The sequence below is a fragment of the uncultured Acidovorax sp. genome, from assembly GCF_964021665.1.
Lineage (GTDB): Bacteria > Pseudomonadota > Gammaproteobacteria > Burkholderiales > Burkholderiaceae_C > Acidovorax > Acidovorax temperans.
The window spans coordinates 21610-41846 of record NZ_CAXIAK010000005.1; the positions used below are offsets into that span (position 1 = coordinate 21610).

Below are 20237 nucleotides of genomic sequence, written 5' to 3' on the forward strand. Positions count from 1 at the left end.
TGGGCAGCGCGCGCCACTGGCTCCACCCTTTCAGCCCCGCCAAGGGGCCTTGCGCGGACTGCGCCATTGCAGCGCCACCCCCCCAGCCGTTGATGTCATCCAGCGCGTTGTGGGCTGCCTGACGGCCTTTGAAGGCCCCGGCACCGCACCAGAACCCCCACACCTGGCTGCCAACGCCGGGGTTTCCTGTCTTTTCCATCGCCAGCGCCTACCCGGTGTACCGCATGGGCCTGCGCTGCGGGTTCCCGGTTGTTCTTCTGTCTTCTTCTTTAATGTCTTTATAAAAACATAGTCGTAGTAGTAGAGCAGGGCCCTGGGTGTGGACAACCCTTTTTTTCCTTTGCACCACAAGCACTTGCGTGCATGCAAACCCTGTGCGCCGAACCCTGTTGGCGCTGTCACGCCAGCGGGGACAAAACGGGCACATCGGCTTTTTCTGTGGATAAGCCAGCACTTGTGCCAGAAATATCCCCAGTTTTATGCAGCACCGCGTCGGCAACGCCTGTTTTCAGCCAAAACGCAGGCTAGCGCTTTACCAGCAAGCGCTATCAGCTCATTTTTTAATAGCAAAACGGGGCATTGCCGCAAAAAAAGGGGTGCACCTGCCAGCGTTTGCCCAGGTTCGTGCGGGCAAGCCCACCCCATGCGCCGGCCAGTCCACCCTTTTTTCCACACCCCGCACACCGCCCCGCCACTTTTCAGGTATTCACAACCCTGCCCGGTTTGCCTCCCGGCGGTTGATAGGTTGTTCTTTAAAAGCTTTATATTGAAATAGCAGTAGTAGTAGAGCAACGCCTTTTTTGTGGACAACTGCATTTTTCTCAATGTCTGCGCGCACTTGCGTTGCAAAAAACCATGTGCGCTGGTCTGTATGAAATCGCTGTCTGACAGACAACAACTTTGGCGCGGCGGATTTTTGTGTGGATAACTGGGTAGTTGCTCTGCCGGAAAGCACAGCTTTATCCACAGGCTGCTGCCAGCGCCATGAAAAAAGCCCGCAATCCGGGTGGATTGCGGGCTGCTGGGGGCGGGAATGGCCCCCAGGGGTGGGGGATGCGCCAGATCAGCGTGCGGGGCCGCCTGGGCCGCGGCCGCCGTGGCCATCGGGGCCGTGGTGGTGGCCGTGCATGCCGCCGTGGTCGCGCCCACCCCGGTGCTTGCCGGGGCCTTGGCGGTGGAATTCGGCGTCAAACGTCTTTTGCTGCTCAGGGCTCAAGGCGGCGTAGAAGGTTTTCACGGCTTCATCGCGCTTGTCGGCCTGGGCGGTGTGCCGGGCGCGCATTTCGCGCATGCGGTCAATGCGCTCGGGGGTGGTGAGTTTGTCCAGTTCCTTGTAGTCGGGGCGGGCGGGGCGCTCGCCGGGTTGCATCGCGGCGGTGAACTGGGTCCAGGCGCTTTCCTGGGCGGCGGTCAGCTTGAGTTTTTCTTTCAGGGCGGCCTGGCGCTGGGCCATGCGTTCCTGGTAGCGCTGCGCCATGTCACCGGCCTTGCGGGCGGGGGCGCTGGCGGCCTGTGCGGCAGCGGGTGCAGGAGCCTGGGTTTGGGCCAGGGCGGGCAAAGTGAGTGCGGCCAGCACGGCGGTGGCTACCCAGCGGCGGCTTGAAAATGCAGCGGTCATGGAATCAGTCCTTTCACAGGGGGTGAAGTTCTCCGCCACAACGACCGTTGCAGCGGTTGAAGCCAGTGTGCGCCGCCCATGTATCGCCTGCGTGAGCAGGATTGAAGCCTGTGTAAAGTTGTGACAAGCCGGGGTGTACGGCGCGCGGGTGGAGCCGCGGAAGTTTTGTGCCAGAAAGTGCCTCCAGGCGAATCCAAGAAAGCGCAAGCAGCTATTGAATTGATAGCGATTGCTGCAGGCTGTGGATATCATTAGGGTTCGGCGCGGCGACCCTGTTTGGCGCGTAGGCCGGCGGGGCCCGCGCCAGCGCCGACAATTACCCCCAGTCAGACAACGAAGCGAAGGATTTCCGTGTTCAAGAACATGATCGTGTACCGCATTGCCCCCGGCTGGCAGGCGGATTTGGTGCAGGTGGAAGAAGCCCTGGCCAAGGCCCCTTTCATGGAGTGCGGGGCCACCCAGGAAAAATCGCTGGGCTGGGTGCCGCCGCGCGGTGAGCAGCATGGCGCGCTGGCCGAATCGGTGGGCGGGCAGTGGATTTTGCGTTTCATGGTCGAGTCCAAGGTGCTGCCCGGCTCGGTGCTCAACCGCCGCGTGAAGGAAAAGGCCGCCCGCATCGAGCAGGAAACCGGCCGCAAGCCCGGCAAGAAGGAAAGCAAGGAGCTCAAGGAAGAAGCCAAGCTGGACTTGCTGCCCATGGCCTTCACCAAGCAGGGCAGCATGTGGGTGTGGATCGACACCGAGTCGCGCCTGCTGGTGCTGGACACCTCCTCCCAGGGCCGCGCCGACGAGGTGGTGAGCCTGCTGGTGGAATCATTGCCAGGCCTCGCGGTGTCGCTCATCAACACGCAGACCAGCCCCCAGGCGGCCATGGCGCACTGGCTGGCCACGCAAGAGCCGCCCGTGGGCTTCAGCATTGACCGCGAGTGCGAGCTCAAAAGCGCGGACGAAGCCAAGGCCGTGGTGCGCTATGCGCGCCACCCGCTCGATATCGAAGAAATCCAGGCCCACATTGCCGCTGGCAAGCTGCCCACCAAGCTGGCGCTGACCTGGGACGACCGCGTTTCGTTCATGCTGACCGAAGGCATGCAGCTCAAGAAGGTGGCGTTTCTGGACACGGTGTTTGAAGGCACCAAGGCCGATGACGGCGGGTTTGACACCGATGTGGCGATTGCCACGGGCGAGCTGGTCAAGCTCATCCCCGACCTGATCGAAGCCCTGGGCGGCGAAGCCGAAAGCGGCGTGGCCAGCGCGGCCGAAGCCATTGCAGCGGGCGGCCCTGCGGCGGCTCCCCAAAGGGCGCCCGCAGCTGCCACGTTGCCCCCCCGCAAGTCGGGCGCGGGCGTGGTCACTGGCCCGGCCACTGCACCGGTGGATACCGACCCGGAATCGGCGCCGTTCTGAGCGCCGGTTCTGAGCCCCGGCGCGCGGCCGGTGCGCCAACAAAAATGCCGAGGGTGACCTCGGCATTTTTCATGGGGGGAAGCGCTGCGGTTTACTTCAGGCTGTCCACCGCCAGGCGGCCCACGGCCGAGTCATCGGTGAAGAAGCCATCCACCCCGGCCTTCAGGAAGGCCTGGATCTCGCTCACGCTGTCGCCGCGCACGGTGTTGTCCGTGGTGGGGGCCTTTTTGTAGGCGGCAGGCAGGAAGGCGTTTTCAGGCCGCAGTGTCCAGATGTGCACGGCCAGGTTCAGCGCGTGGGCGTCTTTCACCAGCGTGGTGGGGGTGCCCAGGGCGCCGTCTTTCACGGGGATGACCAGGTCCTTGTGCGCGCCCACCACATCGGCGTAGGTGGCAATTTCCTTGAGCCCGGCGGCCGTGGCCATGTTGGCGTAGGTCTGGGGGTTGCCCGAGGCGGTGAAGTCATAGGGGCGGCCGCCGCTAGATAGCAACTGCACCAGACGCACCGTGCTCTGCTTGCGCAGCGCCTTCAGGTTGGCCACCTCGAACGACTGCACATACACGGGCGCATCCTTGCTGTTCCAGCCGTTCTTGGTCAGCACAGCCAGCAATGCGGGCTCCAGCGGCATGCCAATCGACTGGAAGAAGCTGGGGTGTTTGGTTTCAGGCGCGATACCGATGATTCGGCCCTTGGCGGCCGACTGCGCCTTGGCCAGGTCGATCACTTCCTGCAGCGTGGGCACTTCGAACTGGCCGTTGTAGGCCACATTGGCTGGGCGAATGGCCGGAATGCGTTCGCGTGCGCGCAGGGTCTTGAGTTCGGCCAGGGTGAAGTCCTCCACAAACCAGCCGGTGATGGCCGTGCCATCGATGGTCTTGGTGGTCTTGCGGGCGGCAAACTCGGGGCGGTCCATCACATCGGTGGTGGCTTCGCGCACGCTGCCGTCGGCGTTGAGGATGGCAATCGCGTTCTCGTGGCGGGCTACCAATACGCCGTCCTTGGTGATGACGAGGTCGGGCTCAATGACGTTGGCGCCGTCGTCAATCGCCTTTTGGTACGCAGCCAGCGTGTGTTCGGGCCGCAGCGCCGAAGCCCCGCGGTGGGCAATCACGGTGGGGGTGGGAGGCCAGGCCGGTGTGTCGCTGCCAGCGCAGGCCGTGGATGCCACCACCGCGGCTGCCATGGCCAGTAGTACGTTTCGAATTTGCATACGGTTCTCCTCGTTTTGTGAAAGACGGGCGATGCTCACGGCCCCTTGTGAAAAGAGTGTGACGGGCTGTGCCCGGGCGGGGCTGCCACCGCTGAGTGGCCGCTGGGTGCGCACTGTTGGTATTTTGCGGTGCCGTCTCTCAACGCCCCAGCAGCGATCGCGCCACCAGCTCTTTCATGATTTCTGATGTGCCGCCATAGATGCGCAGCACGCGCGCATCGGTCCAGAAGCGCGAGATGGGGTATTCAGCCATGTAGCCGTAGCCGCCAAACAGTTGCAGGCAGGCATCGGCCACGCGGCCCATGACTTCAGTGGTGTGCAGCTTGAGTGCGCTCACCGCCTCGGGGGTGAGTTCGCCGCGCTCGTAGGCGGCCACGCTGGCATTCAAAAACGCCTCCGCGGCGGCGATGTCGCTCGCGCATTGGGCCAGCGTGAAGCGCGTGTTCTGGAACTGCCCAATCGCTTGGCCAAATGCCTGGCGTTCTTGTACGTACTTCACCGTGGCGTCGAGCGCACCCTTGGCGCCATACACCGCCTGCACGCCGATGATGAGGCGTTCGCGCGGCAGCTCGCGCATCATCTGCACGAAGCCTTGGCCTTCCACCCCGCCCAGCAGCGCGTCGGCGGGCACGCGCAGGTCGTTGAAGAACAGCTCCGACGTATCGCCCGCGTGCTGGCCGATTTTTTCCAGGTTCTGACCGCGCGTGAAGCCGGGGCTTTTCGTATCGACCAGGAACAGGCTCACGCCCTTGGCGCCGGCCGCCGGGTCGGTCTTGGCGGCAAGCACCAGCAGGTCGCAGTGCTGGCCGTTGCTGATGAAGATCTTGCTGCCGTTGATGACGTAGCCATCTCCATCTTTTTTGGCCGTGGTGCGGATGGCTTTCAGGTCGCTGCCTGCGCCGGGCTCCGTCATGCCGATGGCGGCCACCGCTTCGCCGCTGACCATGCGCGGCAGCCAGTATTCGCGCTGCGCCTCGGTGCCGCAGTGCAGCAGGTAGGGCGGGATGATGTCGTTGTGCACCTGCAGCCCGCCCACAAAACCGCCGTAGCCCCGGCGCGAGAGCACCTCCACCACGGCAAACGAGAAGTGCACGCTGGCGCCCGCGCCGCCGTACTGCTCGGGCACGTCGGCACAGAGGTAGCCGTTCTCGCCCATCTTGCGAAAGAGCTCGCGGTGGACAAGGCCCGCCTTTTCCCAGTCGCGGTAATGGGGCTCGATCTCGGTGTCGCAAAAGCGCTCCAGCGATCCGGTGAAGACTTGCAGTTCGGCCTTCTGCTCGGCCGTGAGGAGGGTGTTGGGAAGCATGATTGCTATGAATATAGGAGCTGCCAGCGCTTTCTGGATAAGCGCTGGAGGCCAAAATGACTCAAACCCGTTCGAAGATGGCAGCGATGCCCTGGCCGCCGCCGATGCACATGGTCACCAGCGCATAGCGCCCGCCGGTGCGGTGCAGCTCGGCAATCGCCTTGGTGGTGATGATGGCGCCGGTGGCACCCACGGGGTGGCCCAGCGAAATGCCCGAGCCGTTGGGGTTGACGCGGGCGGGGTCCAGGCCCAGTTCCTGCACCACGGCGCAGGCCTGGGCGGCAAAGGCTTCGTTGGCTTCGATCACATCCATGTCCTGCACTTTCAGGCCGGTACGTGCCAGCACCTTCTGCGTGGCAGGCACGGGGCCGATGCCCATGTAGGCCGGGTCCACGCCTGCGTGCGCATAGCCGACCAGGCGCGCCAGGGGCTTGAGGCCCAGGGCCGCCACGCGGTCACCTGCGGCCAGCACCACGGCCGCCGCGCCGTCGTTGATGCCCGATGCGTTGCCAGCGGTCACGGTGCCGCCTTCCTTCTTGAACGCGGGCTTCATTCCGGCCAGCACTTCCAGGGTGGTGCTGGCACGCACATGCTCGTCTTCCTGAAACAGCACGGTGCCCTTGCGCGTGGCGATTTCGACGGGAACGATCTGCTCCTTGAAGTAACCCGCAACGATGGCGGCGGCGGCGCGCTGCTGGCTGGTCAGGGCCAGTTCGTCCTGCATCGCGCGCGAAATCTTGTAGCGCTCAGCCACGTTCTCGGCGGTGATGCCCATGTGCATCTTCTGCCAGGGGTCGTGCAGGATGCCGAGCATGTAGTCGATGCTCTTGCTGTCGCCCATGCGGGCGCCCCAGCGCGCGCCCTGGTCGAAGTAGGGGCCGCGGCTCATGCTCTCGGAGCCACCGCCCAAGGCCACATCGCAGTCGCCATAGCCAATGGCCTGCGCGGCGCTGATGATGGCTTGCAGGCCCGAGCCGCACAGGCGGTTGACGTTGAAGGCAGGCGTCTCGATGGGGCAGCCCGCGTCGATGGCGGCCACGCGGCTCAGGTACGCGTCCTTGGTGTCGGTGGGAATCACGTTGCCCATCACCACATGGCCCACGGCGTCGGGCGCGATGCCGGCGCGCTGGATGGCGGCTTTGACGGCGGTGGTGGCGAGCTGGGTGTTGGGCATGTCCTTCAGGCTGCCGCCGAAGGTGCCGATGGCGGTGCGGGCGGTGCTGACGACGACGACGTCACGGTGGGTCATGAAAAAACTCCTGGAAATGAAAAGGGGGTGTGCCGTGGCTGGGCAAATCAGGGCCGGAGAGCAAAAACCTTGATGCCGTGGGAACCACTGCCCTGGTCTGCCGGGCCATCCAGCCGTTTCTGGTCGCAACAGGAGCTTCAGCACCTGCAGGGTTTGCCCCTGCGGGTTTTCTTGCAGTCGGGTGGGGGCTACTTTTACGTAGACTTGTTACTTGAAAGTAGATTTTTGAAGCGTCCGCCCCCGGCGGCATCAGGATTTACCCGGTACACCGACCAGAAGACACCCCCATGGCCCCACCTTCCACCCCCCGCGCGGCACCCAAGCCCGGCGCGCGCCGCCCGCGTGCGCTAGCGCAGCCATCGCCCTGGCCGCAGGCCCCCGCGCGCGAACAGCAGCGCGAGGCCAAGCGCAACGCGGTGTTGTCCACAGCGGCGCAAATGTTCAACGAGCGCGGCTTCCATGCCACGTCGCTCGACGACATTGCCGCGCGGCTGCAGGTCTCCAAACCCACGCTGTACTACTACGTGAAGAACAAGGACGAGATCCTGCTGGAGTGCGTGAAGAAAGGCCTGCACCTGATTCTGGAAGGCATCGAGGCCTCGCGCCAGGCTGGCGGCAACGCGGTGGACCAGCTGCGCGCGTGCATGCAGGTGTATGCCGACATCGTCACCCAGCCGTTTGGCATGTGCATCATCCGCATTGGTGACGAAGAGGTGCCCGAGCCCAGCCGCACCGAGCTGCGCCGCATGAAGTCCGAGATCGACCAGGCGTTTCGCCGCCTGGTGGCGCAGGGCGTGCAGGAAGGCACGCTCGCCCCGTGCGACCCGAAGATGACGGCCTTTGTGATTGCCGGAGCGCTGAGCTGGATCGGCCGCTGGTACCAGAGCGGCGGCGAATACAGCGCCGCCCAGGTGGCCGAGCAGTGCATTGGCACGCTGATGCACGGCGTGCTGGGCCCCGGCCGTGTGGCTGCAGCGGGCCGGTGATGGCTTTAAGCCATTTTGGGCGCTAGCGCTCTCCCATCAAGCGCGACGTGCTATTGAATCAATAGCGTTGATTCACTTCAGGAGCCCGCCCCCAGCCAGATCGTCCAGGATGGGGCAGTCCGGTCGGTCGTCCCCCTGGCAGCAGCCCACCAGGGTTTGCAGGGTGCGCTGCATGGCTTGCATGGCAGCGATGCGCTGGGTGAGCTGGTCGATGTGGCTTTGCGCGATGCGCTTGACCTGGGCGCTGGTGCGGCTGCGGTCGTGCCACAGGGCCAGCAGCGTGGAGATTTCTTCGATGGAGAAGCCCAGGTCGCGTGCGCGGCGGATGAAGTGCAGGGTGTGCACATCGGCCTCGGTGTACTGGCGGTAGCCACCTTCAGAGCGGGCCACGCTTTGCAGCAGGCCCAGCGATTCGTAATGCCGCACCATGCGGGCCGACACACCGGCCAGGCGCGCCGCTTCGCTGATGGGCACGGGCCAGGCCTGTGGGGCGGGGCTGCGGCGTGGGCTGAGCCGGTTCATGCGGCGACGGTGTAGCCTTCTTCGGCAATGGCGGCGGCCAGTTGCTCGCGCGGGGCGGCGCTTTGCACCTGCACCTGGCCGCTGGCGCGGTCGATCTGCACCGTGGCGGCAGGGTCCACTTGCTGGATGGCTTGCGTGACGGCCCGTTCGCAGTGGCCGCATGTCATGCCCTGGACCTGGAAAGTTTGCGTTTGCATGGAAAAACTCCTGTGGATGGTTGGCGGGTGGGATTCACCCTGCATCCGATCATGAACCTTTACATCATGTCATGGTCAAGCCCTTTAAAAATGCCTTGACCTTGCCATGGCGTCAAGGATTACTGTCGGGCCTATGAAAACCACCCAACCTACCCCCGAAGGGGCCCAGTCGCTGGACTTGGGCATTGGCGGCATGACCTGCGCGAGCTGCGTGGGCCGTGTGGAACGCGCGCTGCGCAAGGTGCCCGGCGTGCAGGATGCCACGGTGAACCTGGCCACCGAGTCGGCGCGCATTGCCTACACCGTGCCCGATGGCACCGACGCCGCCGCCCTGCAGGCGCTGGTGCGGCGAGCGGTGCGCAATGCGGGCTACGAGCCGCGCGCGGCCGATGCCACCGATGCGCCGGAGGACGCCTCGCCCTGGGCGGGCTTCTTGCCCGTGGCGGTGGGGCTGGCGTTGTCGGCGCCGCTGGTGCTGCCCATGTTGGGCGACCTGTTTGGCCAGCACTGGATGCTTCCGGCGTGGGTGCAGTTTCTGCTGGACACGCCGGTGCAGTTCATTCTGGGTGCCCGCTTCTACAAGGCAGGCTGGGCGGCGGCCAAGGCGCTGAGCGGCAACATGGACTTGCTGGTGGCGGTGGGCACCAGCGCGGGCTGGGGCTTGTCGATGTGGCTGTGGCTGACGGCGCCGACCGATCACCCAGGCAATGTGCCGCACCTGTACTTTGAGGCGTCGGCCGTGGTGGTCACACTGGTGCTGCTGGGCAAGTGGCTGGAGGCGCGCGCCAAGCGGCAGACCACCGCTGCCATCCGCGCGCTGCACGCCCTGCGGCCGGATGTGGTGCACCTGCTGTCGAAAACCGGCGAGGTGGACGTGCCCGTGGCCGAGGTGATGGTGGGCGACCGGCTGGTGGTGCGCCCGGGTGAGCGCATTCCGGCCGATGGGGTCGTGACCGAGGGGCAGACGCAGGTGGATGAATCGATGCTGACGGGCGAGCCGTTGCCGGTGGCGCGCGAGCTGGGCGGGCGGCTGACGGGCGGCTCCATCAACGGCGATGGCCGCATCGTGATGCAGGTGCAGGCGGTGGGCTCTGAAACCGTGCTGGCCCAGATCATCCGCCTGGTGGAAGACGCGCAGGCCGCCAAGGCGCCGCTACAGCGCCTGGTGGACAAGGTGTCTGCCGTGTTCGTGCCCGTGGTGCTGGGGCTGGCATTGATCACGCTGCTGGGCTGGCTGTGGGCGGGTGCGGGCACGGAGGCGGCGCTGATCCACGCCGTGGCGGTGCTGGTGATTGCCTGCCCCTGTGCCCTGGGGCTGGCCACACCGGCGGCCATCATGGCGGGCACGGGCGTGGCGGCGCAGCACGGCATTCTGATCAAGGACGTGCAGGCGCTGGAGGTGGCGCACCGGGTGGACACCGTGGCGTTTGACAAGACGGGCACGCTGACCGTGGGCCAGCCCCGGCTGGTGGCGCTGGAGCTGGCGGCGGGTGCAGACGAAGCCGCTGTGCTGGCGGCTGTGGCCGGTGTGCAAAGCGGCAGCGAACACCCCCTGGCGCGCGCCGTGGTGGCAGCGGCTGCGCAGCGCGGCATGGCACCTGAAGCGGCCGATGGCGTGCGTGCCGTGCCAGGGCGGGGCACCGAAGGGGTGGTGCAGGGCCAGACCTGGCACATTGGCAGCCTGCGCTGGATGCAGGAACTGGGCGTGCCCGTGCTGCCTGCCGCAGCCGACGAGGGCGCTGCCAACGCGGGCCCGCTGGCGCAGCGTGCGCTGGCGTTGCAGCAAGAGGGCTTTACCGTGTCGGCCGTGGCCGGGCCCACGCCGCAGGGTTTGCGGGTGCTGGCGTTGCTGGCCTTTGGCGACGAGCCCAAGCCCGGCGCACGTGAGGCGTTGGCTGCGCTGAAGGCCCGGGGCATTCGCACGGTGATGATTTCGGGGGACAACCGGGGCGCGGCCGAGGCCATGGCGCGCCGCCTGGGATTGGACCCTGCTGCGGGCGAGGTGATGGCCGAGGTGCTGCCCGGCGACAAGGCTGCGCAGATCCAGTTGTTGCAGCGCGGCAACGCTGCAAATGTAAAAAGTGGGGCGGGCTCTGCCCCCCAGCCCCGCATTGTGGCGATGGTAGGCGACGGCGTGAACGATGCCCCGGCCCTGGCTGCTGCCGACGTGGGCATGGCCATGGGCAATGGCACCGATGTGGCCATGCATGCGGCGGGCATCACGCTGATGCGCGGCGACCCGATGCTGGTGGCTGCGGCGCTGGACATCTCCCACCGCACGGTGAGCAAGATCCGCCAGAACCTGTTCTGGGCGTTTGCGTACAACGTGGCGGGCATCCCGCTGGCCGCGCTGGGCTACCTCAGCCCCGTGGTGGCGGGGGCGGCCATGGCCCTCAGTTCGGTGAGCGTGATGGCAAACGCCCTGCTACTCAAACGCTGGCGCATGTGATAAACCGCAATGGTCGGCGGCCTGGATGTCTGGCAAACTGCAACAAATAGTTTCAAAACTGTAAACTAGTTCGCGCAAACACGGGCCTGGCCCAAGCATTCCATTGAGGACGACCTAATCATGAATCTCTTTTCGCTCATGCGGCAGTTCACCATCCGGTTTCGCATGTTGGGGGCCATCGCTGTGGTGCTGGTCTTGCTGGGCCTTTTGGGGGGCGCGGGCATGTTCGGCATGTTCCGCATCTATTCCATGAGCGAGGACTTCATGAACAGCTCCTTTCAGGAGGTGGGTTACTTGGCCCAGCTGCACAGCGAGATGGGCGCTATCCGCCAGTATGAGAAGGACATGATCATTGGCTACGAGAAGCCCGAAGCCGTGAAGGCCGCGCACACCCAGTGGCTGGAGAGCCAGGAGAAGGCCAAGAAGGTGGCCAACCAGTTCCTGCAAGGTGAAGAGGATGTGGACAACGCCGTGGTGCGCGACATCATCAAGCGCCTGGATAGCTACAAGGAAGCCTTTGCCCACGTGGCACGCCAGCTGGAAGCCGGCGGCTACGACACGGTCACCATTGCCAACCGCATGAGCGGCAAGGCCGTGGCCGAGTTTGCCGAGGCCGACAAGCTGATGACGCAACTGGATGAAGTGCTGCGCAACGAGGTGCAGAAATCGGTGGCCGAACAGCAGGGCGTGTCTAACCAGACCAAGTGGCTGTTTGCGCTGGCGGTGCTGATCACCGTGGTGGTGGTGGTGCCGCTCACGCTGCTGAACCTGCATTCCATCTGCAAGCCGCTGGACCAGGCACAGCGCTTGGCCAAGGCCATTGCAGGTGGGGATCTGTCGCAGTCCATCCGCACGGAAGGGCGCGATGAGGTGGCAGACCTGCTGCGCGCCCTGGACGAAATGCAGCGAGGCCTGGGTACCCTGGTGGCGCAGGTGCGTGACGCCAGCGGCAACATCGCCACAGCCAGCCAGGAGATTGCCACGGGCAATCAGGATTTGTCGCACCGCACCGAGCAAACCGCCAGCAACGCGCAGGCGGCCGTCAGTTCGCTGTCGGAAATCACCGCCACGGTGCAGCAAACGGCATCGTCTTCGCAAATGGCCAACCAGCTGGCGGCATCGGCCTCCACCACGGCAACGCGTGGTGGCTCGGTGGTGGCGCAGGCGGTGTCCAGCATGCATGAGATCTCGGCCTCCAGCCGCAAGATCGGGGACATCATTGGCCTGATCGATTCGATTGCCTTCCAGACCAACATCCTGGCGCTGAACGCGGCCGTGGAAGCCGCCCGCGCGGGCGAGCAGGGCCGGGGCTTTGCGGTGGTGGCCAGTGAAGTGCGCAGCCTGGCCCAGCGCTCGGCGGCCGCGGCCAGCGACATCAAGGTGCTGATCCAGAGCAGCGTGGCCGCGGTGGACGGTGGCGTGCGCCATGTGGAAGACGCGGGCACGGCGATGAAGGACATCGTGAGCAGCGTGCAGCGCGTGGGCGACATCATTGGCGAGATCACGGCGGCGGCTTCAGAGCAGTCTGCCGGCATTGGTCAGGTGAACCAGTCGGTGGCCGAGATCGACCGCATGACGCAGCAGAACGCAGCGCTGGTGGAAGAGTCGGCCGCAGCGGCCGAATCGCTGCGTGAGCAGGCAGCCCGCCTGTCGCAAGTGGTGCAGCAGTTCCGCTTGGCTGACTCCATGGGCTTTGCGGGCCACGGCAACTTCTCTGCGCCAGCACCACAAGGCCTGTCTGCCCCTGAGCCGGCACCGCGCGCCTTGCTGGGGTGAACCCCGCCACGGTCAGCTCACAAAGCCCCCGCTTGGGGCAATGCCAGTAAGTTAAGCAAAGGCCCTTCGGGGTCTTTGTTGTTTGTACAGTGCAGGCTTGATCAATTGAGCTTTGGCCATAGAGGTCAAGCGATAGCCAATGCTGGATGCTGAGCATGTCCGTGGCGAAGCCGCAGTGCGCGAGCTGCAGCACTTGCTGCTGGCCTGGGAGCTGATGGGGGAAGGGCGCCGTGGGGTGTTTACCGAGGCGCTGTGGCGCTACCTGACCTTTTACCGTGAGCACATGCGCCTGGAAGAAACCATGGTGCTGCCTGCGGCGCAGGCTTACCTGGATGACGATGACTGGGCTGCCGTGGACGCCGCGTTTGCCACCAACGTGAACCCGCTGGCCCTTGGCCGCCCACGCGACCCGGCGTATGACCGGCTCTTCACCCGCATCGTGATGCGGGTGAAGAGCCCCTTGGGCCAGGGCTGAGCGGCCCTGCCTGGCCCGTGGGGCGCAGCGATCAGCCTGCCAGGGTGGGGTAGTCGGTGTAGCCCTTGGCACCGCCGCCGTACAGGGTGTCGCGGTTCAGCTCGTTGAGCGGCGCGTTTTGCTTGAGGCGTTCCACCAGGTCGGGGTTGGAGATGAAGGGGCGGCCAAACGCCACGATGTCGGCGCCGTTGGCCAGGGCGGCTTCTGCCAGGGCTCGGTCGTAGCCGTTGTTCACCATCCAGGCGCCCTTGCCACCGGCGGCGCGGTAGGCGTTGCGCAGTTCGGCGTAGTCAAAGGGGCGGTCGGGCAGCTCGCGCGGGCCGCCGGTGGCGCCTTCGATGATGTGCACATAGGCCAGGCCCAGCTTGCCCAGTTCGCGCACCACGTAGTCAAACAGCGGCTGTGGGTTCTCGTCCACGATGTCGTTGGCGGGGGTGACGGGCGAGAGGCGAATGCCGGTGCGGCCGCCGCCGATTTCATCGACGATGGCGCGGGTCACTTCCAGCAGCAGGCGTGCGCGGTTCTTGATGCTGCCGCCGTAGTCGTCGGTGCGCTGGTTGGCGCCGGTCTTCAGGAACTGGTCAATCAGGTAGCCGTTGGCCGCGTGGATTTCCACGCCATCAAAGCCGGCGGCAATGGCATTGCGCGCGGCGTGGCGGTAGTCCTGCACGATGCGGGGCAGTTCTTCGGCGTCGAGCGCGCGGGGCTCGGAGGTGTCGGTGAAGGTGGGCACGCCGTCCTTGAGCAGCACGGTTTTGGCATGGGCGCGGATGGCCGAAGGCGCCACAGGCTTGGCATGGCCGGGCTGCAGCGAGGTGTGCGAGATGCGGCCCACGTGCCACAGCTGCACCACGATCTTGCCGCCGGCCTCGTGCACGGCGCGCGTCACCTTCTTCCAGCCGTCAAGCTGCTCCGTGCCGTACAGGCCGGGCACGTCAGCGTAGCCCTGGCCTTCAGGGCTGATGGCGGTGGCTTCCGAGATGATCAGCCCGGCAGTGGCGCGTTGCGCGTAGTAGGTGGCGGTGAGTTCGGTGGGAATGGCGTCGGGTGCGCGGTTGCGCGTGAGCGGGGCCATTGCGATGCGGTTGGCCAGGGCGATGTCGCCTGCGTGGGTGGGTTCGAAAAGAGAAGTCATGGGCACTTTCTGAGAAAGAGGCTACACAAGGGCTAACCCGCAAAGAATACCGCCGTTGCGCAAAACGTGCAGGACGGATGCATCAACAAGGGCTTTCTTTTTGTGCTGCCCCCGATGACTGGTCGGTGTGGCTGGCGTTTCACGTGAAACGTCGTGGGCGGTGGAACTCCATGAAAAAAGCGCGGCCTTTTTGCAAAGGTCGCGCTGATCGGGCTCAGCTCTGGCCAGACTGCCGAGGTGGCTGGCGGCGCTTACTTGATCAGGCCTTCGGCCTTGAGAGCAGCCTGCACGCCAGGGCGTGCCTCCATGCGCTGCTTGAAGGCTTGCAGATTGGCAAGGCCCGAGGTGTCCACGCCCACAAACTGGCCCCAGCGCGAGACGGTGTACAGGTAGGCATCGGCCACGCTGAAGCTGCCCATCAGGTAGTCCTTGCCCGCCAGTTGCTTGTCGATCCAGGCGAAGCGGCTTTGCAGGCGTTCGCGCACCAGGGGCTTGTAGTCTTCGGGCGTGCCGGGGGCAAACAGGGGGCTGTGGCCCTTGTGAAGTTCGGTGCCGATGAAAGTCAGCCACTCTTGCAGGCGGTAGCGGTCCATCGTGCCGTTGGCGGGTGCGAGGTTCTTGGCAGGCACCTGGTCGGCGATGTACTGCACGATGGCGGGGCCTTCGCGCAGGCGCTCACCATTGTCCAGCTCCAGCACGGGCACGTAGCCCAGTTCGTTGATGGTGTAGAAGTCCGTGCCGTCTTGCAGTTTGTGCGTCTTGGTGCTGGCCAGCACGGCATCAAAAGCCAGGCCGGCTTCGTGCAGCACGATGTGGGGCGAGAGTGAGCAGGCGCCGGGAGAGTAATACAGCTTCATGGGTGTGTGTCCTCAGATCAAGAAATCACGGAACGTGCATCGTATGCGGGGTGTGCGATGGTTGCACCCCTGCGGTTTTTCAGGGCGTGCTGTGAGCAGGTTCCAAGAGGCGTCAGACCTTGAGCGTGCGCTCGATGTCGGTCAGCTTGTAGCGCGCTAGCGCCAGGTTGCCCTTGTTCTTGTCCAGCACGAGGTAGAGGAACAGGCCAGGGATGTGGCGCACCAGGCGGATCAGGTGGTACTGGTCTGCGAGGGTGATGAGGATGTCCTCAATGCCCTTGCGCAGGCCCAGGCTCTCCATCGTTTTCAGCTTGGCCTGCACCACCTGCGCATTGCCGGCGGCCGCCAGGTCCAGGTTCATGCCGCTGCCCGCCTGGGCCAGGCACATGCCGCTGCGGTAGTCCACCAGCGCGACGGCCATCGCGCCGTCGATGCCCATGGCGGTGTTCATGGATTCTTTGAGATTGGTTGTCATGGTGTGTTGGTCGGTGAGCGATGGAGGCGAGGCCAGCACTTGCAGCTTGCCCAGTTGTTCCATCAGGATGAACCACAGCGTCTTGGGGTCGCTGTTGGGGAGTTGAAAAACCTGCACGTTGGGGTGCGGGCGGGTGCGCAGCGCCGCATCGATGGCATGGCGCGCCAGCACGGCGTTCGGCAGCAGGAAAATCCAGACAGCCTTGGATGTGTGCAGCACATCGGAGCCCAGTGCGGCTTCCAGCAAATGGATGGAGCCTGGCCCCATCAGCACGGCTGTTGCCGCTACCTCTGGCTGCAGTTGGCCCAGGTCGCCCACTTGCGCGGGCCGGTGCCAGTCCACCAACGGGGCGCCCGCCACATGGGCCAGTGCCAGCTGAGGCCAGGAGCGCTGCTGGGTGGCGGTGGGCAGGGTGCCGGAGCCACTCAGCTGGGCCAGTGCGTGCAGGCCAATTTGGGCGGTGAAGTCCAAGACCGTGATGGTGTGCGAAAAACTCATGGAGAGGTCGGAGGCGGGTAGCTTTTTGTGCGCAAAGTATGAAAAATGAACAAAAAGTCGTATTTTGAACTGTGAGTTTATGTTTCTGGTGCGAGGCGTGCTCGTGCTTCGGTAAATAACACCACTCACGGCCGGGTTGGATGTCGTGAGTGGCTCGTTGGTGTCTGAGAACCGGTTCTGTCCACAGGGTTTAAGCCTGGGGACGCGTCAACTGCTCCAGCCGATTCAGCCAGAAAAGCGCGTGTTCACGCGATGCGCCGCACATCTCGGCACTGGGCTGCAGGCTGCCGCAAACGGCGGGGCGCTCGGGGCTGTCGAACAGATCGCACGCCAGGCTGGGCATGAGGTGTGCACACGGCTCGCCCGCCCGCTTGCCGTGGGGCATCTTCGGCGTGGGGGTGGAAATGGAAGGGGCGATGCAACAGGCACCACAGCCGGAGCGACAGTCCATCGCTATTATTTTGATAGCTGCTGGCGCTTGCTGGATAAGCGCCAGAGCCTGTTTTGGCTTGAAATGCTCACGCGGCCGGTGGTTGCAGGCGTTCAGCCGCCCACAGCACCTGATCCACCACGGCGCGCACGCGGTCGCGGTGGGCTTGCTGCACCAGGGCGCCTGATTCGTCAAAGGCGCTGCCTGCCGAGCCCAGTGCAAATGCCTTGGGCGCGAGCCAGCATTCCAGGTTGGTGAGCAAGGGGCCCAGGTGGCTTTGTGAGCGCAGGCCACCCAGGGCGCCGGGCGACGCGCTGAGCATGCCCACCACTTTGCCGCGGAACGAGCGGGTGCCGTCCTGCCAATCGGGGTGGCCCTTCACCGGGCTGGAGGCCCAGTCGATGGTGTTCTTGAGCAGGGCGGTGTAGCTGCCGTTGTACTCGGGCGAGCAGATGATCCAGGCGGGGTGGTCGAACAGCGCCTGCTTGAGTCGCACTACGTCGGCCGGTGTGCCCTCGGCTTCGAGGTCAGCGTTGTAGAGCGGGATGTCAAAGTCAGACAGCTCCAGCACCGTGACGCTGGCACCGGCATCGCGCGCGATAGCGGCAGTGGCGTGGGCCAGTTTGCGGTTGAACGACTGCTGGCGTGTGCTGCCAGCGAAGATGAGGAGTTGGGCGTTTGGCATGGACTCCATTGAATCACACCGGCCGGGCAGGATTCCTGCGTGGGGGTGTTCCACGTGAAACACAGGGTTGCCCAGACACAAAGCGCACAAAGTGGGAAAATCAGGGGTTACCCGCAATCGCGCCTGATGGACTGCCGAGGCCTTCCGCCTGGCTTGCAGTGCGAACCTCGCGCGGGTGTTTTTGTTGATTGGGCCCCGCAGGGCCCCGGAGCCCTCCCATGTTGTACCCCCAGGAATTTGATGTGATCGTTGTCGGCGGTGGCCATGCTGGCACCGAGGCCGCCTTGGCCGCTGCCCGCATGGGCTGCAAAACCTTGCTGCTCACCCACAACATCGAGACCCTGGGGCAGATGAGCTGCAACCCCAGCATTGGCGGCATTGGCAAGGGCCATCTGGTCAAGGAGGTGGATGCCCTGGGCGGTGCCATGGCGCTGGCCACGGACGAGGGTGGCATCCAGTTCCGCACCCTCAACAGCTCCAAAGGCCCTGCCGTGCGCGCCACACGCGCGCAGGCCGACCGCATCCTCTACAAAGCCGCCATCCGCCGCATGCTGGAGAACCAGCCCAACCTGTGGCTGTTCCAGCAGGCCGTGGATGACTTGATGGTGGAGGGCGACCGGGTGGTGGGCGCGGTGACGCAGGTGGGCATCCGCTTCCGCTCGCGCACCGTGGTGCTAACGGCCGGGACGTTCCTCGATGGCAAGATCCACGTGGGCCTGAACAATTACTCCGCCGGCCGGGCGGGGGACCCGCCCGCCGTGTCGCTCAGCGCCCGTCTCAAGGAATTGAAGTTGCCCCAGGGCCGCCTGAAGACCGGCACACCACCGCGCATTGATGGCCGCACGATTGACTTCAGCCAGTGCGAGGAACAACCGGGTGACGGCATGCCCGGCGGCGTGAATGAGGGCACCGTGCCCGTGTTCAGCTTCATGGGCCATGCGGCCATGCACCCCCAGCAGGTGCCGTGCTGGATCACGCACACCAACGAGCGCACGCACGAAATCATCCGCAGCGGCTTTGACCGCAGCCCCATGTTCACCGGCAAAATCGAAGGCGTGGGCCCGCGCTACTGCCCCAGTGTGGAAGACAAGATCAACCGCTTTGCCGACAAGGACAGGCACCAGATCTTTCTGGAGCCAGAAGGTCTGACCACGCACGAGTACTACCCCAACGGCATCAGCACCAGCTTGCCGTTTGACATCCAGTACGACCTGGTGCGCAGCATGAAGGGCCTGGAAAACGCCCACATCTTGCGCCCCGGCTACGCCATCGAATACGACTACTTCGACCCGCGCTCGCTCAAGAGCAGCTTTGAAACGCGCCAGATCCAGGGCCTGTTCTTTGCGGGCCAGATCAACGGCACCACCGGCTATGAAGAGGCGGCGGCCCAGGGCCTGTTTGCGGGCATCAATGCCGCGCTGCAATGCCGTGGCGACGGCCCCTGGCTGCCCGGCCGGGATGAGGCCTACCTGGGCGTGCTGGTGGATGACCTCATCACCAAGGGCGTGACCGAGCCTTACCGCATGTTCACTAGCCGGGCGGAGTTCCGCCTGCAGCTGCGCGAAGACAACGCCGACATGCGTTTGACCGAAGTGGGCCGCAAGATGGGTCTGGTGGACGATGCCCGCTGGGACGCATTCAGCCGCAAGCGCGACGCTGTTTCACGTGAAACAGAACGCCTCAAGGCCACCTGGGTGAACCCGCGCAACCTGCCCGCTTCGGAATCCGAGCGTGTGCTGGGCAAAAGCATTGAGCACGAATACAACCTGTTCGATCTGCTGCGCCGCCCTGATGTGACCTACGAAGCGTTGGTGAGCATGGATGGCGGCAAGTACGCCAGCGCCGATGTTTCACGTGAAACGCTGGGTGATTTGAGCGCCCCAGTGATCGAGCAGGTGGAGATCGCTGCAAAGTACTCGGGCTACATCGACCGCCAGAAGGGCGAGGTGGAGCGCGCTGCGTATTACGAAAAACTGCGCCTTCCGGCCGAGCTGGACTACATGCAGGTGACGGCCCTGAGCATTGAAGCCCGCCAGGCGCTCACCCGCCATCGCCCTGAAACGCTGGGCCAGGCGTCGCGCATCACGGGTATTACTCCCGCTGCCATTTCGCTGCTCATGGTGCATCTGAAGAAGGGTGGCTTCAAAGACTTTGCTTTGAATCCTGCCCAGGCCGAAGGTGAGGTGGCTGCATGAGTGCATCCACCACCGAAGCCCTGCAAGCACGCCTGCAGGAAGGTGCGGCTGCGATGGGACTGGAGCTGTCCGCCCCGCAGCTTGCGCAACTGATGGAGTTTCTGGCCCTGCTGCAAAAGTGGAACAAGGTCTACAACCTGACGGCCGTGCGCGACCCGCAGGAAATGCTGACCCACCACCTGCTCGACAGCCTGGCCGCTGTGCTGCCCTTGCGTCGCCATCTGGCGCAGTTGGCGCAAAGTGGTGCGGTGCAGGGCAGGGGGGTGCGCCTGCTGGATGTGGGCTCCGGCGGTGGCCTGCCCGGTGTGGTGTTTGCGATTTGCTGCCCCGAGCTGGACGTGAGCTGTGTGGACACCGTGGGCAAGAAAGCCGCCTTCATCCAGCAAGCGGCAGTGGCCTTGAAGTTGCGCAACCTGCACGGCCTACACGCCCGGGTGGAGACGCTGACTGAAGCCTTTGATGTGGTGAGCTGCCGCGCCTTTGCTTCCCTGCCCGACTTTGTGGTGTGGTCGCGCTCTGCGCTGGCTGCACCCCACGGCGTGTGGCTGGCCATGAAGGGCAAGCACCCTGCGGACGAGATTGCTGCGCTGCCTGCAGACGTGAAGGTGTTTCACGTGGAACAGTTGACTGTGCCGGGGCTGGATGCGGAGCGCTGCATCGTCTGGATGCAGCCCGTCTGAATGCGTGCTTTTGCCGTGCTGGGTGGTGCGGCCACTGCCTTGCTGCACGTTGCCGCCACAGGGGTCGCGTAAACTCGTCACCTCATTCGG

General features: G+C 64.9%; 19 protein-coding genes. 7 read left to right on the plus strand and 12 right to left on the minus strand.

Going from position 1 to position 20237, the window contains the following annotated elements:
* Positions 1 to 477: 477 nt before the first annotated feature.
* Entirely contained in the window at positions 478 to 1104 is a 627-nt protein-coding gene (locus tag AADJ04_RS01885) for a hypothetical protein (protein WP_341238556.1), read from the minus strand.
* Positions 1064 to 1618 carry a Spy/CpxP family protein refolding chaperone gene (locus AADJ04_RS01890; protein ID WP_341238557.1) on the minus strand — a complete coding sequence of 185 codons (555 nt, stop codon included), beginning with the start codon at positions 1616 to 1618 and terminating at the stop codon, positions 1064 to 1066. Before AADJ04_RS01890 ends, AADJ04_RS01885 begins: the two co-directional genes overlap by 41 nt.
* A gap of 351 nt (positions 1619 to 1969) precedes the next feature.
* Here AADJ04_RS01890 and AADJ04_RS01895 point away from each other — a divergent pair, with 351 nt between their 5' ends.
* Positions 1970 to 3022 carry a recombination-associated protein RdgC gene (locus AADJ04_RS01895; protein WP_142085098.1) on the plus strand — a complete coding sequence of 351 codons (1053 nt, stop codon included), beginning with the start codon at positions 1970 to 1972 and terminating at the stop codon, positions 3020 to 3022.
* A gap of 91 nt (positions 3023 to 3113) precedes the next feature.
* Here the strand turns inward: AADJ04_RS01895 and AADJ04_RS01900 are convergent, their stop codons facing one another.
* The 3 genes from AADJ04_RS01900 to AADJ04_RS01910 form a co-directional block, all read right to left on the minus strand.
* Positions 3114 to 4205, minus strand: a complete 1092-nt coding sequence (locus AADJ04_RS01900; protein ID WP_341238599.1) for a glycerophosphodiester phosphodiesterase — start codon at positions 4203 to 4205, stop codon at positions 3114 to 3116.
* 166 nt (positions 4206 to 4371) lie between these two features.
* Positions 4372 to 5538, minus strand: a complete 1167-nt coding sequence (locus tag AADJ04_RS01905) for an acyl-CoA dehydrogenase family protein (RefSeq protein ID WP_341238558.1) — start codon at positions 5536 to 5538, stop codon at positions 4372 to 4374.
* Between the two features lie 61 nt (positions 5539 to 5599).
* Positions 5600 to 6787, minus strand: coding sequence for an acetyl-CoA C-acyltransferase family protein (locus tag AADJ04_RS01910; protein ID WP_341238559.1), 1188 nt, complete (start codon positions 6785 to 6787; stop codon positions 5600 to 5602).
* Positions 6788 to 7074: 287 nt separating this feature from the next.
* Here AADJ04_RS01910 and AADJ04_RS01915 point away from each other — a divergent pair, with 287 nt between their 5' ends.
* Positions 7075 to 7773 carry a TetR/AcrR family transcriptional regulator gene (locus AADJ04_RS01915; RefSeq protein ID WP_341238560.1) on the plus strand — a complete coding sequence of 233 codons (699 nt, stop codon included), beginning with the start codon at positions 7075 to 7077 and terminating at the stop codon, positions 7771 to 7773.
* Between the two features lie 72 nt (positions 7774 to 7845).
* On the opposite strand, the gene cueR is transcribed toward AADJ04_RS01915, so the two are convergent.
* A complete protein-coding gene (cueR, locus tag AADJ04_RS01920) occupies positions 7846 to 8295 on the minus strand; it encodes a Cu(I)-responsive transcriptional regulator (protein ID WP_341238561.1) in 450 nt (149 codons plus the stop codon).
* A complete protein-coding gene (locus AADJ04_RS01925; RefSeq protein WP_198847673.1) occupies positions 8292 to 8492 on the minus strand; it encodes a cation transporter in 201 nt (66 codons plus the stop codon). Before AADJ04_RS01925 ends, cueR begins: the two co-directional genes overlap by 4 nt.
* Positions 8493 to 8625: 133 nt before the next feature.
* Between AADJ04_RS01925 and AADJ04_RS01930 the strand changes: the two genes are divergently transcribed.
* The 3 genes from AADJ04_RS01930 to AADJ04_RS01940 all read left to right on the plus strand — a co-directional run bounded on the left by AADJ04_RS01930 (position 8626) and on the right by AADJ04_RS01940 (position 13192).
* Positions 8626 to 10941: a heavy metal translocating P-type ATPase gene (locus AADJ04_RS01930; RefSeq protein ID WP_341238562.1), complete on the plus strand. Its 2316-nt coding sequence runs from the start codon at positions 8626 to 8628 to the stop codon at positions 10939 to 10941.
* Between the two features lie 120 nt (positions 10942 to 11061).
* A complete protein-coding gene (locus AADJ04_RS01935) occupies positions 11062 to 12717 on the plus strand; it encodes a methyl-accepting chemotaxis protein (protein WP_341238563.1) in 1656 nt (551 codons plus the stop codon).
* A gap of 139 nt (positions 12718 to 12856) precedes the next feature.
* Positions 12857 to 13192, plus strand: a complete 336-nt coding sequence (locus AADJ04_RS01940) for a hypothetical protein (protein WP_341238564.1) — start codon at positions 12857 to 12859, stop codon at positions 13190 to 13192.
* Between the two features lie 31 nt (positions 13193 to 13223).
* Here AADJ04_RS01940 and AADJ04_RS01945 read toward each other — a convergent pair whose 3' ends face one another.
* The 5 genes from AADJ04_RS01945 to AADJ04_RS01965 form a co-directional block, all read right to left on the minus strand.
* Positions 13224 to 14327, minus strand: coding sequence for an alkene reductase (locus AADJ04_RS01945; RefSeq protein ID WP_341238565.1), 1104 nt, complete (start codon positions 14325 to 14327; stop codon positions 13224 to 13226).
* Positions 14328 to 14578: 251 nt separating this feature from the next.
* Complete coding sequence (gene gstA, locus AADJ04_RS01950; RefSeq protein WP_341238566.1) at positions 14579 to 15184, minus strand: glutathione transferase GstA; 606 nt, start codon at positions 15182 to 15184, stop codon at positions 14579 to 14581.
* A gap of 112 nt (positions 15185 to 15296) precedes the next feature.
* Positions 15297 to 15635, minus strand: coding sequence for a hypothetical protein (locus AADJ04_RS01955; RefSeq protein WP_341238600.1), 339 nt, complete (start codon positions 15633 to 15635; stop codon positions 15297 to 15299).
* A 712-nt stretch (positions 15636 to 16347) separates the two neighbouring features.
* Positions 16348 to 16608 carry a YkgJ family cysteine cluster protein gene (locus AADJ04_RS01960; protein WP_341238567.1) on the minus strand — a complete coding sequence of 87 codons (261 nt, stop codon included), beginning with the start codon at positions 16606 to 16608 and terminating at the stop codon, positions 16348 to 16350.
* A gap of 67 nt (positions 16609 to 16675) precedes the next feature.
* A complete protein-coding gene (locus AADJ04_RS01965; protein WP_341238568.1) occupies positions 16676 to 17272 on the minus strand; it encodes an NAD(P)H-dependent oxidoreductase in 597 nt (198 codons plus the stop codon).
* Between the two features lie 218 nt (positions 17273 to 17490).
* Here AADJ04_RS01965 and mnmG point away from each other — a divergent pair, with 218 nt between their 5' ends.
* Complete coding sequence (gene mnmG, locus AADJ04_RS01970) at positions 17491 to 19467, plus strand: tRNA uridine-5-carboxymethylaminomethyl(34) synthesis enzyme MnmG (protein WP_341238569.1); 1977 nt, start codon at positions 17491 to 17493, stop codon at positions 19465 to 19467.
* Complete coding sequence (gene rsmG / locus AADJ04_RS01975) at positions 19464 to 20147, plus strand: 16S rRNA (guanine(527)-N(7))-methyltransferase RsmG (protein ID WP_341238570.1); 684 nt, start codon at positions 19464 to 19466, stop codon at positions 20145 to 20147. The genes mnmG and rsmG overlap by 4 nt, the downstream gene beginning before the upstream one ends.
* Positions 20148 to 20237 lie beyond the last annotated feature (90 nt).

What these genes read in the sequence shown, in the direction of transcription:
- AADJ04_RS01885 (WP_341238556.1), bottom strand. Translation starts at nt 1,104, where the DNA reads ATGGCCACGGCGGCCGCGGCCCAGGCGGCCCCGCACGCTGATCTGGCG.
- AADJ04_RS01890 (WP_341238557.1), bottom strand. Translation starts at nt 1,618, where the DNA reads ATGACCGCTGCATTTTCAAGCCGCCGCTGGGTAGCCACCGCCGTGCTG.
- AADJ04_RS01900 (WP_341238599.1), bottom strand. Translation starts at nt 4,205, where the DNA reads ATGGCAGCCGCGGTGGTGGCATCCACGGCCTGCGCTGGCAGCGACACA.
- AADJ04_RS01905 (WP_341238558.1), bottom strand. Translation starts at nt 5,538, where the DNA reads ATGCTTCCCAACACCCTCCTCACGGCCGAGCAGAAGGCCGAACTGCAA.
- AADJ04_RS01910 (WP_341238559.1), bottom strand. Translation starts at nt 6,787, where the DNA reads ATGACCCACCGTGACGTCGTCGTCGTCAGCACCGCCCGCACCGCCATC.
- AADJ04_RS01915 (WP_341238560.1), top strand. Translation starts at nt 7,075, where the DNA reads ATGGCCCCACCTTCCACCCCCCGCGCGGCACCCAAGCCCGGCGCGCGC.
- cueR (WP_341238561.1), bottom strand. Translation starts at nt 8,295, where the DNA reads ATGAACCGGCTCAGCCCACGCCGCAGCCCCGCCCCACAGGCCTGGCCC.
- AADJ04_RS01925 (WP_198847673.1), bottom strand. Translation starts at nt 8,492, where the DNA reads ATGCAAACGCAAACTTTCCAGGTCCAGGGCATGACATGCGGCCACTGC.
- AADJ04_RS01930 (WP_341238562.1), top strand. Translation starts at nt 8,626, where the DNA reads ATGAAAACCACCCAACCTACCCCCGAAGGGGCCCAGTCGCTGGACTTG.
- AADJ04_RS01935 (WP_341238563.1), top strand. Translation starts at nt 11,062, where the DNA reads ATGAATCTCTTTTCGCTCATGCGGCAGTTCACCATCCGGTTTCGCATG.
- AADJ04_RS01940 (WP_341238564.1), top strand. Translation starts at nt 12,857, where the DNA reads ATGCTGGATGCTGAGCATGTCCGTGGCGAAGCCGCAGTGCGCGAGCTG.
- AADJ04_RS01945 (WP_341238565.1), bottom strand. Translation starts at nt 14,327, where the DNA reads ATGACTTCTCTTTTCGAACCCACCCACGCAGGCGACATCGCCCTGGCC.
- gstA (WP_341238566.1), bottom strand. Translation starts at nt 15,184, where the DNA reads ATGAAGCTGTATTACTCTCCCGGCGCCTGCTCACTCTCGCCCCACATC.
- AADJ04_RS01955 (WP_341238600.1), bottom strand. Translation starts at nt 15,635, where the DNA reads ATGAACACCGCCATGGGCATCGACGGCGCGATGGCCGTCGCGCTGGTG.
- AADJ04_RS01960 (WP_341238567.1), bottom strand. Translation starts at nt 16,608, where the DNA reads ATGGACTGTCGCTCCGGCTGTGGTGCCTGTTGCATCGCCCCTTCCATT.
- AADJ04_RS01965 (WP_341238568.1), bottom strand. Translation starts at nt 17,272, where the DNA reads ATGCCAAACGCCCAACTCCTCATCTTCGCTGGCAGCACACGCCAGCAG.
- mnmG (WP_341238569.1), top strand. Translation starts at nt 17,491, where the DNA reads ATGTTGTACCCCCAGGAATTTGATGTGATCGTTGTCGGCGGTGGCCAT.
- rsmG (WP_341238570.1), top strand. Translation starts at nt 19,464, where the DNA reads ATGAGTGCATCCACCACCGAAGCCCTGCAAGCACGCCTGCAGGAAGGT.